The following is a 15,303-nucleotide window of genomic DNA, read 5'->3' as shown; positions in this document are numbered from 1 at the left end:
CCCGCTCACCCCGTGAATCCGATATCGGTGTCGAACCCCCAGATCGCGAGGGTCAGCGCCATGTCGCTCATGGCGATGAGCACCAGGCTGGCCCGGATCGCCCGCCCGGAGGCGATGCCGACCCCCTCCGGCCCGCCGGTCGCGTAGAACCCCTGGTAGGCGTGCACGCCGGTGACCAGCAGCACGAACACCACCACCTTGAGCAGTGAGAAGGCCAGGTCCGGGCCGCTGACGAACATCCGGAAGTAGTGCCCGAAGGCGCCGGAGCCCTGCCCCTGCACCCCCGTCACCACCAGGTCGGTGGTGAAGAAGCCGAGCGCGAGCGCGATCAGGTACACCGGGACCACGGTGATCACGGCGGCGACCAGCCGGGTGGAGACGACGTACGGAATCGGGTCGATGGCCTGCGCTTCCAGCGCGTCGATCTCCTCGGAGATGCGCATGGCGCCGATCTCGGCGGTCATCCGGCACCCGGCCTGCGCCGCGAAGCCGACCGCGGCCACCAGCGGCGCCAGCTCGCGCGGGTTGGCCAGCGCCGACATGGCCCCGGCCAGCGGCCCCATGCCGAGCATGTCCAGCGCGCTGAAGCCGAGCAGCCCGATCATCGCCCCCGCCACCACGCCCATGATCACCAGCACCGGCGCCACCCCGCCGCCGACGATCACCGAGCGGCCGTTGCCCCAGGCCAGATCGGTGAAGACGGCGACGGTCTGCCTGCGGTAGTTGCGCAGCGCGTGCCCGACCCCGAGCACCGCCGCCACCCCGAAGCGGAGCTGGAAACCCAGCTCCTCCAGCGGTTCCCAGCCCCGCCGCAGCCGCCGGGTCCAGCGCAGCCCGGCGGGGCGGTAGGCCGACGGCCCGCCGCGGGGCGCGGCCGCGGTCACAGGAACCCCATGGGCAGGAAGAGCAGCACCAGCTGGGTGATCACCAGGTTCACCACCAGGCAGGCCAGCATGCCGAGCACCACGGCGGCGTTCACGCAGTCGGCGACGCCCTTCGGCCCGCCGCCCGCCTCCAGCCCGCGCTGCCCGGCGATCACCGCGACCAGGTAGCCGAAGATCGCCGACTTGCCCAGGCAGAGCACCAGATCGGTGACGGTGGCGAAGCTGCCGAAGGAGAGCCAGTACGAGCCGGGCGCGACGCCCTGCCCGACCGAGGCGACGAAGAACCCGGCCAGGATGCTCATCAGGATCACCAGCACAGCCAGCATCGGCGCGACCACCGTCATGGCCAGGATGCGCGGAGCCACCAGCCTGCGGTGCGGGTCGATGCCCATGGTGCGCAGCGCGTCGATCTCCTCGCGCACCGTGCGGGCGCCGAGGTCGGCGGCGATCGCCGAGGCGCCCGCCCCGCCGACCAGCAGCGCCGCCGCGAGCGGCGCGATCTGCTGCATGACCCCCATGCCGCCGACCGCGCCCGCCATCGACCCGGCGCCGATGTTCTCGGTGATGCTGCCGACCTGCACCGCGATCACCACGCCCATCGGGAGCGAGATCAGGATCGCGGGCAGCATCGACACCGAGACGAAGAACCACGCCTGGACCAGCGCCTCCCGCAGCGGGAAGCGGCCGCGCGCGAGGTCGTACCCCATGAGCGCGGTGGCCCGCACCCCGAGCCGGACCCCGCGCCCGAAGGTCCGGGTGCTCGATGCGATCGACGCGACCACCACGACCTCCTCGAACACCGCGTTGTGATAGTCGAACTGCCATTAGACTATCAACAGCACGGTCAGCGTCGAGCGGTTTCGATCGAACTGATCGACAGGACCCCTGAACAGCCTCGAAAGTGGCGTGCGAGCAACGCCGCGGCTCACCGCGCGGACGAACTCTCCGGCTCCGGCCGCGAACTCAGCGGCGGGGCGATCTCCTCCAGCGAGCGCCGCTCCGCCCGCACCCCGAGGAAGACCTCGACCAGCCCGCCGAGGATCATCACGATCGCCCCGATGACGAAGGCCAGCGCGGTGCGCCCGATATCGCCATCGCCGGTCAGCTCGGCGAAGACCAGCGGCCCCGCGATCCCGCCCGCCGCCGTGCCGATCGCGAAGAAGAACGCGATCGCCATGGCACGGGTCTCCATCGGGAAGATCTCGCTCACCGTCAGGTAGGCCGAGCTCGCGCCGCAGGAGGCGACCAGCAGCACCACGGTCCAGCAGGCGGTGAGGGTGAGCGCGGTCAGGTTCCCGCCCGCCAGCAGCCACGCGGTGACCAGCAACAGCGCCCCGGAGCCGAGGTAGGAGCCCGCGATCATCGGCTTGCGCCCGACGGTGTCGAAGAAGCGGCCGAACAGCAGCGGCCCGAAGAAGCTGCCGAGGCACATGACGGCGTAGTAGTAGCCGGTGTGGTCGGCGCGCACGCCGAACAGCTTGCTCAGGATGACGGCGAAGTTGAAGGTGACCGCGTTGTAGAGGAACGCCTGCCCGATGAAGAGGCCGAGCCCGAGCGCGCTGCGCCGCGGGTACTCCCGGAACATCACGCGGGCGATCTCACCGAACCCGGTCGACTTCCGCTGCCGCACCTCGATTTCGGCGCCGGGGTCGGGCAGCTCGGCGCCGGTCTCCCGGCGCACCTCCCGCTCCACCCCGTCGACCAGCTCCTCGGCCTGCCGGTCCCGGCCGTGGATGAACATCCAGCGCGGGCTCTCCGGCACGTTGCGCCGGACCAGCAGGATCAGCAGCCCGAAGACGACGCCGATGCCGAACATCAGCCGCCAGCCCAGGTTCTCGGCGAAGAGGTTCGGGTTCAGCGCGGCCACCGAGAGCAGCGCGCCACCGGCGGCGCCGAGCCAGTAGGTGCCGTTGATGATGATGTCGATCCGGCCGCGGTACCTGCTCGGGATGAGTTCGTCGATCGCGGAGTTGATCGCCGCGTACTCGCCGCCGATGCCGAGCCCGGTGAGGAACCGGAAGAGCAGGAACCACCAGACGTCGAACGAGAACGCCGTCATCGCGGTCGCCACCAGGTACACCGCGAGCGTGATGATGAACAGTTTCTTGCGGCCGTAGCGGTCGGTGAGCCAGCCGAACACCAGCGCGCCGACACAGGCGCCCGCCACGTACAGCGCCGCCGCCACCCCGGAGACCTGCGCCGCCGTGATCGGCAGCCCGCTGCCCGGCTCGGAGAGCCGCCCGGCCACGCTGCCGACCACGGTGACCTCGAAGCCGTCGACGATCCACACCGAGCCGAGCCCGATGACGATCATCCAGTGCCAGCGCGACCACGGCAGGCGGTCGAGCCGGGCCGGGATCCGCGTGCGCACGGTGTTCATGCCGCGGTTCTTCCCCGCCCCGAGCGGGAGAAACCACCAAATCGCCTGCGGCGGCGGCCATCGCGGCCACGGCGCACGACCGGCCGCGGACCCGCTACTCCCCCGCGGGCGCGGGCACCGGCTTGCCCTTGCTGGTGATCTGCACCAGCGGCAACCGCAGCGCCCCCGGCGCGCTCTCCGGCACCACCGGACGGCGCGGCGCCACCGGCTCGATCCGGCGATAGGCGGAGCCGAGCACGGGCCGCGAATCGGCCTCGCCCTTGTTCGGCCACATGGCGACGGCCCGCTCGGACTGCGCGGTGATCGTCAGCGACGGGTTCACCCCGAGGTTCGCGGTGATCGTCGAGCCGTCGATGACGTGCAGCCCGGGATGGCCGTAGAGCCGGTGGTACGGGTCGACCACACCGCTCTCCGGCGAATCGCCGATCACGCAGCCGCCGATGAAGTGCCCGGTCATCGGGATGTCGAACAGGCTGCTGATCGAGCCGGTGGCGAACCCGTCGATCTTGTCGCCGATTCGGTTCGCCACCTCGTGCCCGGCCGGGATCCAGGTCGGGTTGGGCGCGCCCTCACCCTGCCTGGTGTGCATCCGCTTGCGCCCGAACACCCCGCGCCGGGTGTAGGTGGTGATCGAGTTGTCCAGCGACTGCATCACCAGCAGCCCGATCATCTGCTCGGACCAGCGCCGCGGATTGTGCATGCGCGCGATGTCGCGCCTGCCGCGCACCATCTGCCGCCACCACAGCTTGCCCTTGGCGACGCCGTCGACCTCGTCCACCATCGCGGTGCTGAGCAGCGCGAGGGTGTTGCTCCCCTTGCCGTAGCGCACCGGTTCGATGTGCGTGTCGGCGTCGGGGTGGATGGACGAGGTGATCGCGACGCCCTTGGTGAAGTCGGTGTCGTCGGCGCGGGTGCGCACGACGAGCAGCTCCTCGGAGTTGGTGCGCGCCAGGTACCCGAGCCGCGGCGAGATCTCCGGCAGCGAGCCGGTGTCGCGCAGCTTGTGCAGCAGCCGCTGGGTGCCGAGCGCGGCGGCGGAGAAGATCACCTGCTCGGCGGTGAAGCTGCGCTTCCGCCTGCGCAGCAGCCGCCCGGTGCCGACGGTCGAGACCGAGTAGCCGCCGCCGGAGAGCGGCCGCACGTCGGTGACGGTGGTCAGCGGGTGCACCTCGGCCCCGGCCTCCTCGGCCAGGTAGAGGTAGTTCTTGACCAGGCTGTTCTTGGCGTTGTGCCTGCACCCGGTCATGCACTCGCCGCAGTGCGTGCAGGTGCGCCTGGCCGGGCCGGCGCCGCCGAAGAACGGGTCGGGCACGTCCTGGCCCGGCCTGGTGCCCGGCCCGCCGAAGAACACGCCGACCGGGGTGCGCTGGTAGGAGTCGCCGACGCCCATCTCCTCGGCCACCTCGCGCAGGACGCGGTCGGTGGCGGTGGTGGCCGGGTTCGTCGTGACGCCGAGCATCCGCTTGGCCTGGTCGTAGTAGGGCAGCAGCTCCGACTTCCAGTCGGTGATGTGCGCCCACTGCCGGTCCGCGAAGAACTTCTCCGGCGGCTCGTACAGCGTGTTGGCATAGACCAGGGAGCCGCCGCCGACGCCGGAGCCGCTCATGATCAGGGTGTCGTCGAGCAGCGTGAGCCGCTGGATGCCGTAGAACTTGGCCCACGGCGCCCACAGGTACTTGTTGGCGCGCCAGGAGGTCTTGGCGAACTCGTGGTCGGCGAAGCGGCGCCCCGCCTCCAGCACGCCGACCCGGTACCCCTTCTCGGTGAGCCGCAGCGCGCTCACGCTGCCGCCGAAGCCGGAACCGACGATCAGCACGTCGTAGTCGAAAGTCATCGGGAGAGCTCCTTTGCGCCGACGGGAAGCAGCGGGTGGTCGGCCGGGTCCAGCTTGCGGGTCTGCAGCCGGTAGCTGAGCACGGTGCCCGGCCAGTTGTTGGTGATCCGCCCGTTCTCGCTGCGGTACCAGCTGCCGCAGAAGTTCCACGGCGTGCGGTCGAGCCGCCTCTGCAGCCGGGCGTCGAATTCATCCGCCTTGTCGGTGCGGGTGTCGAGCACCCGGCCCGCGTGCGGAGCCAGCCGCTCCAGCGCCTGCCGGATGTAGCTCGCCTGCGACTCGATCATATAGACGATGGAGCCGACGCCGAGGTTGGTGTTCGGCCCGTACATCAGGAACAGGTTCGGGTAGCCGGGCACGGTGATGCCCTTGTACGCGCCGGCCCCGCCCGCCCAGTCGTGCTCCAGCTCGCGGCCGCCGCGGCCGCGGATCCGCATCGGCCAGAGGAACTCGGTTCCCTTGAAGCCGGTGCCGTAGACGATCACGTCGGCCTCGTGCAGCGCGCCGTCGGCGGTGCGCACGCCCTCGGGCTCGATCGCGGTGATGCCCACCGTCTCCACCTGGACGTTCGCCGCGGTGAGCGCGGGCAGGTACTCGTTGGAGAAGAGCGCGCGCTTGCAGCCGGCCGGGTAGTCCGGGGTCAGCTTCGCGCGCAGCTCCGGGTCGGCCACCTGCCTGCGCAGCTGGCGCTTGCCGATCCAGGTGACCAGCTTCCGGATCGGTACCACGTCGACCAGGGCCAGCGCGAGGAACTCGCAGAGGGTCCAGAACCAGAGCCGCTCGGCCTTCCTGGTCAAGGGAAGCAGCTGGAACAGGGTGTGGTGCAGCTTCGAGTACTCGATGTCGTTCTTCGGCATGATCCACGCCGCCGAGCGCTGGAACAGCGTCAGGCGCTCGGTGCTCGGCGCGATGGCCGGCACGAACTGGACGGCGCTGGCGCCGGTGCCGATCACCGCGACCCTCTTGCCGGTCAGCTCGACGTCGTGGTCCCACTCGGCGGAGTGGAACGACTGCCCGCGGAAGCTCTCGATGCCCGCGATGGCGGGCAGCGCGGGGCGGGAGAGCTGCCCGACCGCGGAGATCAGCACGTCGCAGGTGAGCTCGGCGCCGTCGGCGAGCCGCACGGTCCAGGTGCCGGTCGCGTCGTCGTAGGCCGCCTCGGTGACCTCGGAGCCGAACCGGATGCGCGGGAGCAGGTTGTGCTTGCGGGCCACGTCCCGGATGTAGCCCTGGATGTCGGCCTGGCCGGAGAAGCGCTTGGGCCAGTCCGACTTGGGCTCGTAGGAGAACGAGTACAGCGGCGACGGGATATCGCAGCCCGCGCCGGGGTAGGTGTTCTCCCGCCAGACGCCACCGAGGTCGGCCGCGCGCTCCAGGATGGTGAAGTCGCCGAACCCGGCTCGCTGCAACTCCATGGCGGCGCCGAGGCCGCCGAAGCCGGTGCCGATGATGACGATCGAAGGTGTACTGCTGGACATATCCCTACGCTATGACCTGTGAGGGGCCCCACAGCAAATACCTGAGGTCAGAGAATCAATAGTTTCGGCCATACTGGGAGCATGCACGAAGTCGAGCAGGCGGAAGTCCGCGATTGGAGCTTCCCGCGCGGCGTCGCCAGCGTCGGGGTCATGGTCGAGCACGCCGCCGCGCACGGGGTCGCGGCGCCGCGGCTGCTGGCGGGCACCGGCCTCACCGCGGCCATGCTGACCGACCCGGATCGGCAGATCGACGCGCATACCGAGCTGGCCGTCGTGCGCGCGCTGGTCCGCGAGCTCGGCGCGGATGACGCGGCGCTCGGCGCGACGGTCGGGCGGCGCTACCGGATCAGCACCTTCGGCATCTTCGGCTTCGCCTGCGTCACCAGCGCCACCCTGCGCGAGGCCATCTCGCTGGCGCTGCGCTACTACAGCCTCGGTTTCGCCTTCTGCACCCCCGAGGTGGAGTGGAACGAGCACGAGCTGCGCACCCGGTTCCGCTACGACACCGTCCCCGCGGACCTGCAGTGGTTCCTGGTGCAGCGCGACATCGTCGCCATCCACCGGGTGATGAGCGACCTGCTCGGCAGGGTGTGCACCTTCACCCGCGCCGAGTTCGCCTTCCCCGCGCCCGCGCCCGCGAACAGCGCCGCCCTGACCGCCGTGCTCGGCGTCGAGCCGCGCTTCGACCGCCCGCAGACCCTCTTCGGCGTGCCGTCCGGGCTGCTCACCCAACCGCTGCCGCAGGCCAACCAGGCCACCTGGGCCATGTGTGTCGCGCAGTGCCGCGACCTGGTCGGCCGCCGCCGCGCCCGCACCGGGATCGCCGCCGACGTGCGGGAGCGGCTCTTCCCCGGCCCGAGCGGCCCGCCGACGCTGGACGCCGTCGCCGCCGAGCTCGCCATGAGCACCCGCACCCTGCGCCGCAGGCTCGCCGAGGCGGGCACCAGCTACCGCGGCCTGCTCGACGAGGTGCGCCGCACGCTGGCCGAGGAGCTGCTCGCCGCCACCCCGATGTCGGTGGACGACGTCGCGCTGCGGCTCGGCTACGCCGAGGCGACCCCCTTCATCCACGCCTTCAAGCGCTGGACCGGCACCACCCCCGCGGCCTACCGCAGGACCAGGCTGCGCGCCCCCGCGGTGACCGGCGCCGCACGTTTGCCCGGGGGCCGGTCGGGCACCTCTGGCGTATGAGTACCGACGCGAGCACCGAAGACGGTCCCGGCGACACCCTGTCGCCGACCGAGTCCCTCGACTCCGACGAGGTGCGCAACGACGACGGCGACGCCGTGGTGGATCCGCCGGACGACTGGAGCGGCGCGAACCGCTTCGGCATGACCGCCCGCGAGGAGCGCGAGGGCGAGCCGCTCGCCCAGCGCCTCGCCGAGGAGGAGCCGGACGTCGGAGAGCCCATCGATCACACCACCGAAGAGCTCGCCGACGCGGGCGTCACCGAGGTCGATCAGCTCCCGGCCGACGATGCCGACGAGCTCTTCGGCACCCACCGCGGCCAGGTCGACGGCGCCCCCGAGGACGGCCCCTCGCTCTTCCCGGTGTCGGAGTAGCGGGATACGACAACGGCGGGGACGGTCATCGACCGTCCCCGCCGCCTGCCTGTCGGCTACTTCTTGCGCTCGCGCCGCTCCCTCACCCGCACCGAGATGCGCACCGGCGAGCCGTCGAAATTGAACTCCTCGCGCAGCCGCCGCTCCAGGAACCGGCGGTACCCGGCCTCCAGGAAACCGGTGGTGAACAGCACGAAGGTCGGCGGGCGGGTACCGGCCTGGGTGGCGAAGAGCACCCGGGGCAGCCTGCCGCCGCGCATCGGCGGCGGAGTCGCCGCGACGACCTCCTTGAGCCAGTTGTTCAGCCGCCCGGTGGAGATGCGCTTGTCCCACGACTCCAGCGCGCCCTCCATCGCGGGCACCAGCTTCTGCACCGCCCGGCCGGTGTGCGCGGAGATGTTCACCCGCTGCGCCCACGGCACCCGGATCAGGTCGCGGTCGACCTCCTTCTCCAGGGTGAGCCTGCGGTCCTCGTCGACCAGGTCCCACTTGTTGAAGGCGAGCACGAGCGCGCGGCCGGAGTCGGCGACCAGGCTGATCACCCGCAGGTCCTGCTCGGTGAGCGGCTGCGAGGCGTCGATCAGCATGATCGCGACCTCGGAGGCCTCCAGCGCCGACTTGGTGCGCAGCGAGGCGTAGAACTCGGTGCCGGAGGCGTGCGCCACCTTGCGCCGCAGCCCCGCGGTGTCGACGAACTTCCAGATCTTGCCGCCGAGGTCGACCAGCGTGTCCACCGGGTCGACGGTGGTGCCCGCGACGTCGTGCACCACCGAGCGCTCGTCCCCGGCCAGCTTGTTGAGCAGGCTGGACTTGCCGACGTTCGGCTTGCCGACCAGCGCGACCCGGCGCGGGCCGATGCCGGGGGTGCCCTCGCGCGGAGTCTCCGGCAGCGCCGCGAGCACGTCGTCGAGCAGGTCGCCGGTGCCGCGGCCGTGCGCGGCGCTGACCATCCGGGGCTCGCCGAGCCCGAGCGACCACAGCGAGGCCGCCTCGGCCTCGGCCCGCGCGTCGTCGACCTTGTTGGCGACCAGGATCACCGGGATGTCGCTGCGCCGCAGCTTCCGCACCGCGGCCTCGTCGGTGGTGGTGGCGCCGACGACGGCGTCCACCACCAGCAGGATCGCGTCGGCGGTCGCCATGGCCAGCTCGGCCTGGCGGGCCACCGACTGCTGCAGCCCCTTGGCGTCCGGCTCCCAGCCGCCGGTGTCCTGCACCCAGAAGCGCCGGCCCGACCAGTTCGCCTCGTAGGAGACCCGGTCCCTGGTCACGCCCGGGATGTCCTCGACGACGGCCTCGCGCCTGCCGAGGATCCGGTTCACCAGCGTCGACTTGCCCACGTTGGGGCGGCCGACCACCGCGAGGGTCGGCATGGCGATCTCCTGGCCCGCCTCCGCCTCGGAGTCGAGATCCTGGATCTCCCAGTCGGACTCGTCGCTCCAGATGCCGTCGCCTGCCAGTACGTCCTCGGTCACCGCGTCCGTCCGTTTCCGGCCACGGCGTGCCCGACCACTCGGTACAGCGCGTCGATGACCTCGTCCATGTCCAACTCGCTGGTGTCCACCTGGACCGCGTCCGCGGCCGGGCGCAGCGGGGAGACCGCGCGCGTCGAGTCCAGGGTGTCCCTGCGCTGTACGTCGGCGAGGACACCGGCGTAGTCGTCGCCCCTGCCCTCGCGGATGTTCTGCTGGTTGCGCCGGTGCGCGCGGGCCTCGGCGGAGGCGGTCAGGTAGACCTTGGCGTCCGCGTCCGGCAGCACGACGGTGCCGATGTCGCGGCCCTCGACCACGATCCGCCCCGCGCCCGCCGCCAGCTCGCGCTGCAGCGCCACCAGCAGCTCGCGCACCGCGGGCACCGCGGAGACCGCGGAGACCGCGCGGGTCACGACGCTGCCCCTGATCTCGTCGGAGACGTCCTCGCCCGCGAGCAGGATCAGCTCCTGCCCCGGGTCGGTGCCGATGGTCAGCGGCAGCTCGGCGACCGCGGCGGCGACCGCGGCCGGGTCGGCCGGGTCGACGCCGAGCCGGAGCACCCGCAGGGTGGCGACCCGGTACATGGCGCCGGTGTCCAGGTAGCGGGCGCGCAGCCGGTCGGCCAGCTTCCGCGAGACACTGGACTTACCGGTGCCCGACGGGCCGTCCATCGCCACCACCAGCGGCGAATCGTCGGTCAACCGCGCGGTCTCCGCCACGGGGATCTCCAGACCGTTCACAGCTGCACCGCCTCGTAGAGTTTTCCGACTTCGTCCCGGCCGAGCACCTTGAGCGTGCCGGGCCGTTGATCGCCGAGCGCCACCGGGCCGACGTGCGTGCGCAGCAGCCGGTCGACCGGGTGCCCCACCTCGGCGAGCAGCCTGCGCACGATGTGCTTGCGCCCCTCGTGCAGCTCCAGCTTGACCAGGGATCGACCCTCGTTCACCTCGAGCACCTGGAAGCGGTCGACGCTGGCCGGGCCGTCCTCCAGCTCGACGCCGGAGCGCAGCCGCTTGCCCAGCGAGCGGTCCACCTCGCCGCGCACGGTGGCCAGGTAGGTCTTGTGCACCTCGAAGGAGGGGTGCATGAGCCGGTGCGCGAGGTCGCCGTCGTTGGTGAGCAGCAGCAGCCCCTCGGTGTCGGCGTCCAGCCTGCCGACGTGGAACAGCCGCTGGCCCGCGACGATCCGCTCGGCGACGATGTCGCCGACGCACGGGCGGCCCAGGTCGTCGGACATGGTGCACTGCCAGCCGCGCGGCTTGTTCATCGCCAGGTGCACGAGCTCCTCGCGGACGACGACGCGGGTGCCGTCCACCCGGACGACGGCGTTCTCGGCGTCGATCCGCAGCCCCTGCTCGGTGACGATGGCGCCGTCCACCTCGACCCGGCCCTGCGCGATCAGCTCCTCGGCGGCGCGGCGCGAGGCCACGCCCGCCTTCGCGAGCACCTTCTGCAACCGTTCGCCCTCGCCCCACGGGAGCTTGGTGTGGCCGCCCTCCGCGTACTGGTGCTTGGCCGGCTTGGCATTGCTGAGCAGCGGGGTCGAGCTGGTCTGCCGCTCCGGCTTGGCCTTCTTGGCCGCGGGGCGGGAGTCGCGGCGCGCGCCGCCCTCGTCCCGGCGGCCGCCGGGCGCACCACCACGGCCACCGTCGGGCCTGCCGCCGCCGTAGCGGCCTCCGGTTCCGCCGTCGTCCCTGCGGCCGTAGCCGCCGTCGGAGCGGCCCGCGCGGTCCTGGCCGCCGCCGGGGCGTCCACCCCGGTCGTCCCCGCGGCCGTAGCCGCCGTCGGGACGCCCGGCGCGGTCCTGGCCGCCGCCCGGCCTCGCGCCGCGGTCGTCGCGGCCGTCGCGGCCGTAGCCGCTACCGCGGCTCTCGGTGTCGCCGCGGGTGCGGCGGCGATCGCGTTCCTCGTCCGCGCGACGGGCGCCGTCGGCGCGGGCGGCGGCGGTGCGCTGTCCGCGCTCCGGCCTGCCGCGCCCGGGCTGGTCGCTGCGGTTTCTTCGATCCGGTGTGCCATCTCGGCGAGCGGGGGTGTTCATAGTTCCTTCAGTTCTCGGTACCGAGGTCCAGATCGGACTCGGTGGATTTTCGCAGCCTGGTGTAACGGGGATCCGTCTCCAGGCTCTCGTTGATCTCATCGATCAGGTCGACGCCGGGGAGCAACGGCGCCAGTGGCGGCAGATCGCTGAGCGACGCCAGCCCGATCCGCTCCAGGAAGAGCTCCGTGGTGCGGTAGAGGGTGCCGTTGGTCTCCGGATCGACACCGTCCTCGGCGATCAGGCCCCGTGCCAGCAGCGTGCGCATCACGCCGTCGACATTGACCCCGCGCACCGCGCCGACTCTGGTTCTGGTGACCGGCTGGCGATACGCGATGACCGCCAGCGTCTCCAGCGCCGCCCTGGTCAGTTTGGTCCTCGCGCCGTCGAGCAGTACCCGTTCCACATAGGGCGCGTACTCGCTCCGAGTATAGAAGCGCCAGCCGTCCCCGACGAAACGCAGGTCGATCCCGCTGCCGTTGGCGGCGAGCTCGGCGGACATCCCGCGCAGCGCCGTCTCCACCCGCTCCGAGGTGTCGTCCAGCGCCGCGGCCAGCTGTTCGACCGGCGCGGGAGCGTCCACGACGAGCAGCATGGCCTCCAGCGCAGCCCGGAATTCGGGGCCATCCAGCGGCTCCGGCGTGAACTTCGCCACCGCGTCGGTCATCCGTACTCCTCCTCGATGGCGGCCGGATCCCGCACCGCCTCCGGGTCGCCGGTCCAGCTGACGCCGAGCGGGCCGAGCGGCTCCGGCTGGTCGAACTCGATGTGCTTACCCCGGTACAGCTCGAGCAGCGCCAGGAACCGCGCCACGATCTCGATCGGCTCGGTGAGGCCGGTGACCAGCTCGGCGAAGGTGGTCCAGCCGCCGATGCCGCGCTCCTTGAGCACGTCGAGCACCAGCTCGGCCTGCTCCGCCACCGAGACGGTGTGCGCGTGCAGATGGTCGAGCCCGACCCGCGGCGTCGGCTTGGGGCGGAAAGCCGCGGCGGCGATCTCCGCGAATCGCGCCACATCCACCCCGAGCGTGACCTCGGGCAGCAGCCCGGCGAACCGCTCCTCCAGCCCGACCGAGCGCGGGTAGCGTCGCAGCGCCACCGCCTCCAGCTCCGCGAACAACTCGGCGACCTGCTTGAAGGCCCGGTACTGCAGCAGCCGCGCGAAGAGCAGGTCGCGCGCCTCCAGCAGCTCCAGGTCCTCGGCGTCGGTCATCTCGCCGGAGGGGAGCAGCCGGGCCGCCTTGAGGTCGAGCAGGGTGGCGGCGACGACGAGGAACTCGGTGGTCTCGTCCAGGATCTTGTCCGCGCGCAGCCCGTTCGGCGCGGACATGGCCGCGGTGAGCGCCTTGGTGTAGGCGATGAACTCGTCGGTGACCTTGTGCAGCGCGACCTCGGTGACGTCCAGTTTGCGCGCGCTGATCAGCTGCAGCAGCAGGTCGAACGGCCCCTCGAAGTTGCTCAGCCGCAGGTGGAACGTGTGGCGCGGCGCCTCGGGCGCCGCTGTGGTGACGGTCGCGGTCACCGGCCGGACCGGTGGATGACCTCTCTGGCCATCGATCGATACTGCTCCGCACCGGTCGACTTCGGCGCCCAGGTGGTGATCGGCTCACCGGCCACGCTGGCGTCCGGGAAGCGCACGGTGCGGCCGATCGCGGTGTCGTAGACCAGGTCGCCGAAGACCTCGACCACGCGCGCCATGACCTGCCTGGCGTGCTGCAACCTGGCGTCGAACATGGTGACGACGATGCCGTAGAGGCTGAGCTGCTGGTTCAGCCGGTCCCGCACCTTGTCGACGGTGTCGGTGAGCAGGGCCAGGCCGCGCAGCGAGAAGTACTCGCACTCCATCGGGATGATGACGCCGTCGGCGCAGGCCAGCGCGTTGATGGTGAGCAGGCCGAGCGAGGGCTGGCAGTCGATCAGGATGTAGTCGTACCGGTCCCGCACCGGTGCCAGCGCGCGGCCGAGCGACTGCTCGCGGCCGACCTCGTTCACCAGCTGGATCTCCGCGGCGGAGAGGTCGATATTGCTCGGTAGCAGATCCATGCCGTCGACCCGCGTCTCCATCACCACGTCGTCGATCCCGACGCGGTTCTCGACCAGCAGGTTGTGCACCGTGTATTGCAGATCGTGCAGCGCGACCCCGAGCCCCGCGGAGAGCGCGCCCTGCGGGTCGAGGTCGACCAGCAGCACCCGGCGGCCGTACTCGGCGAGCGCGGCGCCCAGGTTGATCGTGGAGGTGGTCTTGCCGACGCCGCCCTTCTGGTTGCACATGGCGACGATCAGCGCCCGGCCGGTCTTCTCCACCGGCGGCGGGTCCGGCACCGCGCGCAGCGGCCGTCCGGTCGGGCCGAGGTCGGCGTCCTCGGGAACGGGCTCGGCACCGTCGCCCCAGAGCGAGTCGGCCGCCGCCTTGGACGGGCCCTTGGGCTCGGCGTCGCCGCGACGCTCCGCGCGCGCGGACAGACCCCGGACGGACGCGTTGTTCGGCGGTTCCGCACTGGCTGTGGTCACGATCCGCTGCTCCTTATACGTCCTGCCCGTTCCTTGCCGAGCGTAGCGAAGCCGGGATGGCGCGACCTCGCTCTCGTACGGTCCAGCTTCCGATAGACGCTACCGCCTCGTGCGGGGCACCGGCGCTCGGACACGCGCGTCCCAGTGTTCCCCGTGTCACCGCCGCGCGTCCGGGTTACGGGCCGGTGGGTACGAAAACGGGCGGGTCGGGTCGGGTCACGCGCGCGGGTGCGCGGTGGCCCATACCTCGCGCAGCGTCGTCACCGTGACCAGGGTGTAGATCTGCGTGGTTGTCACCGAGGCGTGCCCGAGCAGCTCCTGCACCACCCGGACGTCGGCGCCGCCGTCGAGCAGGTGCGTCGCGAAGGAGTGCCGCAGCGTGTGCGGCGAGACCGCCGCCTCGATCCCGGCCCGCTCGGCGGCGCTGCGCAGCACCTGCCAGGCGCTCTGCCTGGAGAGCCTGCCGCCGCGCGCGTTGCGGAACAGCGCGGGCCCGCCCGCGGCCCGCCCGCGCGGCACCAGGGCGGGCCGCCCGCGCACCAGGTAGGCGTCGACCGCGGCCAGCGCGGGGCGCCCGATCGGGACCATGCGCTGTTTGCCGCCCTTGCCGTGCAGCACCACCGCGCGGCCGTCGGTGTCCAGGTCGTCCACGTCGAGCCCGACCACCTCCGAGATCCTGGCTCCGGTGGAGTACAGCAGCTCGAGCAGCGCCCGGTCGCGCAGCGCGCGCGGCGCGTCCGTCGCGGCCGCGTCCCCGCCCGCGGCCTCCAGCAGCGCGAGCACCTGGTCGTAGGGCAGCGCCTTGGGCAGCCTGCGCCCCTGGCTCGGCGGTTTCACCGCCCGCGCGACGTCGGTGCCCGCCAGCCCCTCGGCGGCGGCGAAGCGGTGCAGCCCGCGCACCGCGATCAGCGCCCGCGCCACCGAGCCAGCGGCCAGCGCGGGGCTGCCCGCCCCGCCCGCCCGCAGCGCGGTGGCGAACTCGGCCACATCGGCCTCGCCCGCCCGCGCCAGCGCGGCGATGCCGCGGCCGTCCAGGAACTCGCGGTACCTGGCCAGGTCGCGCCGGTAGGCGGCGACGGTGTTGCGGGCCGCGCCGCGCTCGACCGCGAGGTGGTCGAGGTAGCCGTCGATCTCCCTGGCGAGCACCGCGG

At 72.1% G+C, this 15,303-nt stretch carries 14 protein-coding genes; 2 read left to right on the top strand and 12 right to left on the bottom strand.

Annotation, left to right across the window (positions count from 1 at the left end; translation table 11 throughout):
* Window positions 1-5: 5 nt before the first annotated feature.
* The 5 genes from LTT61_RS27925 to LTT61_RS27905 form a co-directional block, all read right to left on the bottom strand.
* A complete protein-coding gene (locus LTT61_RS27925) occupies window positions 6-884 on the bottom strand; it encodes an ABC transporter permease (protein ID WP_233016982.1) in 879 nt (292 codons plus the stop codon).
* Complete coding sequence (locus tag LTT61_RS27920; protein ID WP_233016981.1) at window positions 881-1,684, bottom strand: MlaE family ABC transporter permease; 804 nt, start codon at window positions 1,682-1,684, stop codon at window positions 881-883. The genes LTT61_RS27925 and LTT61_RS27920 overlap by 4 nt, the downstream gene beginning before the upstream one ends.
* Before the next feature lie 125 nt (window positions 1,685-1,809).
* Window positions 1,810-3,264 carry an MFS transporter gene (locus tag LTT61_RS27915; protein WP_233016980.1) on the bottom strand — a complete coding sequence of 485 codons (1,455 nt, stop codon included), beginning with the start codon at window positions 3,262-3,264 and terminating at the stop codon, window positions 1,810-1,812.
* A gap of 94 nt (window positions 3,265-3,358) precedes the next feature.
* On the bottom strand, window positions 3,359-5,098 hold the full coding sequence (locus tag LTT61_RS27910) for a GMC family oxidoreductase N-terminal domain-containing protein (RefSeq protein ID WP_233016979.1): 1,740 nt from the start codon (window positions 5,096-5,098) through the stop codon (window positions 3,359-3,361).
* A complete protein-coding gene (locus LTT61_RS27905; RefSeq protein ID WP_233016978.1) occupies window positions 5,095-6,576 on the bottom strand; it encodes a flavin-containing monooxygenase in 1,482 nt (493 codons plus the stop codon). The genes LTT61_RS27910 and LTT61_RS27905 overlap by 4 nt, the downstream gene beginning before the upstream one ends.
* 81 nt (window positions 6,577-6,657) lie before the next feature.
* Between LTT61_RS27905 and LTT61_RS27900 the strand changes: the two genes are divergently transcribed.
* On the top strand, window positions 6,658-7,767 hold the full coding sequence (locus LTT61_RS27900) for an AraC family transcriptional regulator (protein WP_233016977.1): 1,110 nt from the start codon (window positions 6,658-6,660) through the stop codon (window positions 7,765-7,767).
* Window positions 7,764-8,138 (top strand): hypothetical protein, encoded by a 375-nt coding sequence (locus tag LTT61_RS27895; protein WP_233016976.1) that lies wholly within the window; start codon window positions 7,764-7,766, stop codon window positions 8,136-8,138. Before LTT61_RS27900 ends, LTT61_RS27895 begins: the two co-directional genes overlap by 4 nt.
* Window positions 8,139-8,194: 56 nt before the next feature.
* Here LTT61_RS27895 and der read toward each other — a convergent pair whose 3' ends face one another.
* From der to xerD, 7 genes are all read right to left on the bottom strand, one after another.
* Window positions 8,195-9,610 carry a ribosome biogenesis GTPase Der gene (der, locus tag LTT61_RS27890; protein ID WP_233016975.1) on the bottom strand — a complete coding sequence of 472 codons (1,416 nt, stop codon included), beginning with the start codon at window positions 9,608-9,610 and terminating at the stop codon, window positions 8,195-8,197.
* A complete protein-coding gene (gene cmk / locus LTT61_RS27885) occupies window positions 9,607-10,278 on the bottom strand; it encodes a (d)CMP kinase (protein WP_233021235.1) in 672 nt (223 codons plus the stop codon). Before cmk ends, der begins: the two co-directional genes overlap by 4 nt.
* A gap of 65 nt (window positions 10,279-10,343) precedes the next feature.
* Window positions 10,344-11,645 (bottom strand): pseudouridine synthase, encoded by a 1,302-nt coding sequence (locus LTT61_RS27880; protein ID WP_233016974.1) that lies wholly within the window; start codon window positions 11,643-11,645, stop codon window positions 10,344-10,346.
* A gap of 7 nt (window positions 11,646-11,652) precedes the next feature.
* Window positions 11,653-12,309: an SMC-Scp complex subunit ScpB gene (gene scpB, locus LTT61_RS27875; protein ID WP_233016973.1), complete on the bottom strand. Its 657-nt coding sequence runs from the start codon at window positions 12,307-12,309 to the stop codon at window positions 11,653-11,655.
* Entirely contained in the window at window positions 12,306-13,163 is an 858-nt protein-coding gene (locus LTT61_RS27870; RefSeq protein WP_233016972.1) for a segregation and condensation protein A, read from the bottom strand. Before LTT61_RS27870 ends, scpB begins: the two co-directional genes overlap by 4 nt.
* Window positions 13,160-14,104, bottom strand: coding sequence for a ParA family protein (locus LTT61_RS27865; protein WP_233021234.1), 945 nt, complete (start codon window positions 14,102-14,104; stop codon window positions 13,160-13,162). The genes LTT61_RS27870 and LTT61_RS27865 overlap by 4 nt, the downstream gene beginning before the upstream one ends.
* A 264-nt stretch (window positions 14,105-14,368) precedes the next feature.
* Window positions 14,369-15,298 carry a site-specific tyrosine recombinase XerD gene (gene xerD, locus LTT61_RS27860; protein WP_233021233.1) on the bottom strand — a complete coding sequence of 310 codons (930 nt, stop codon included), beginning with the start codon at window positions 15,296-15,298 and terminating at the stop codon, window positions 14,369-14,371.
* Window positions 15,299-15,303: the final 5 nt, after the last annotated feature.

The organism is Nocardia asteroides (genome assembly GCF_021183625.1).
Classification (GTDB): Bacteria; Actinomycetota; Actinomycetes; order Mycobacteriales; family Mycobacteriaceae; genus Nocardia; species Nocardia asteroides_A.
The sequence above is the reverse complement of the archived record's forward strand: the minus strand, read 5'-3'. Positions and strand labels throughout refer to the sequence as shown.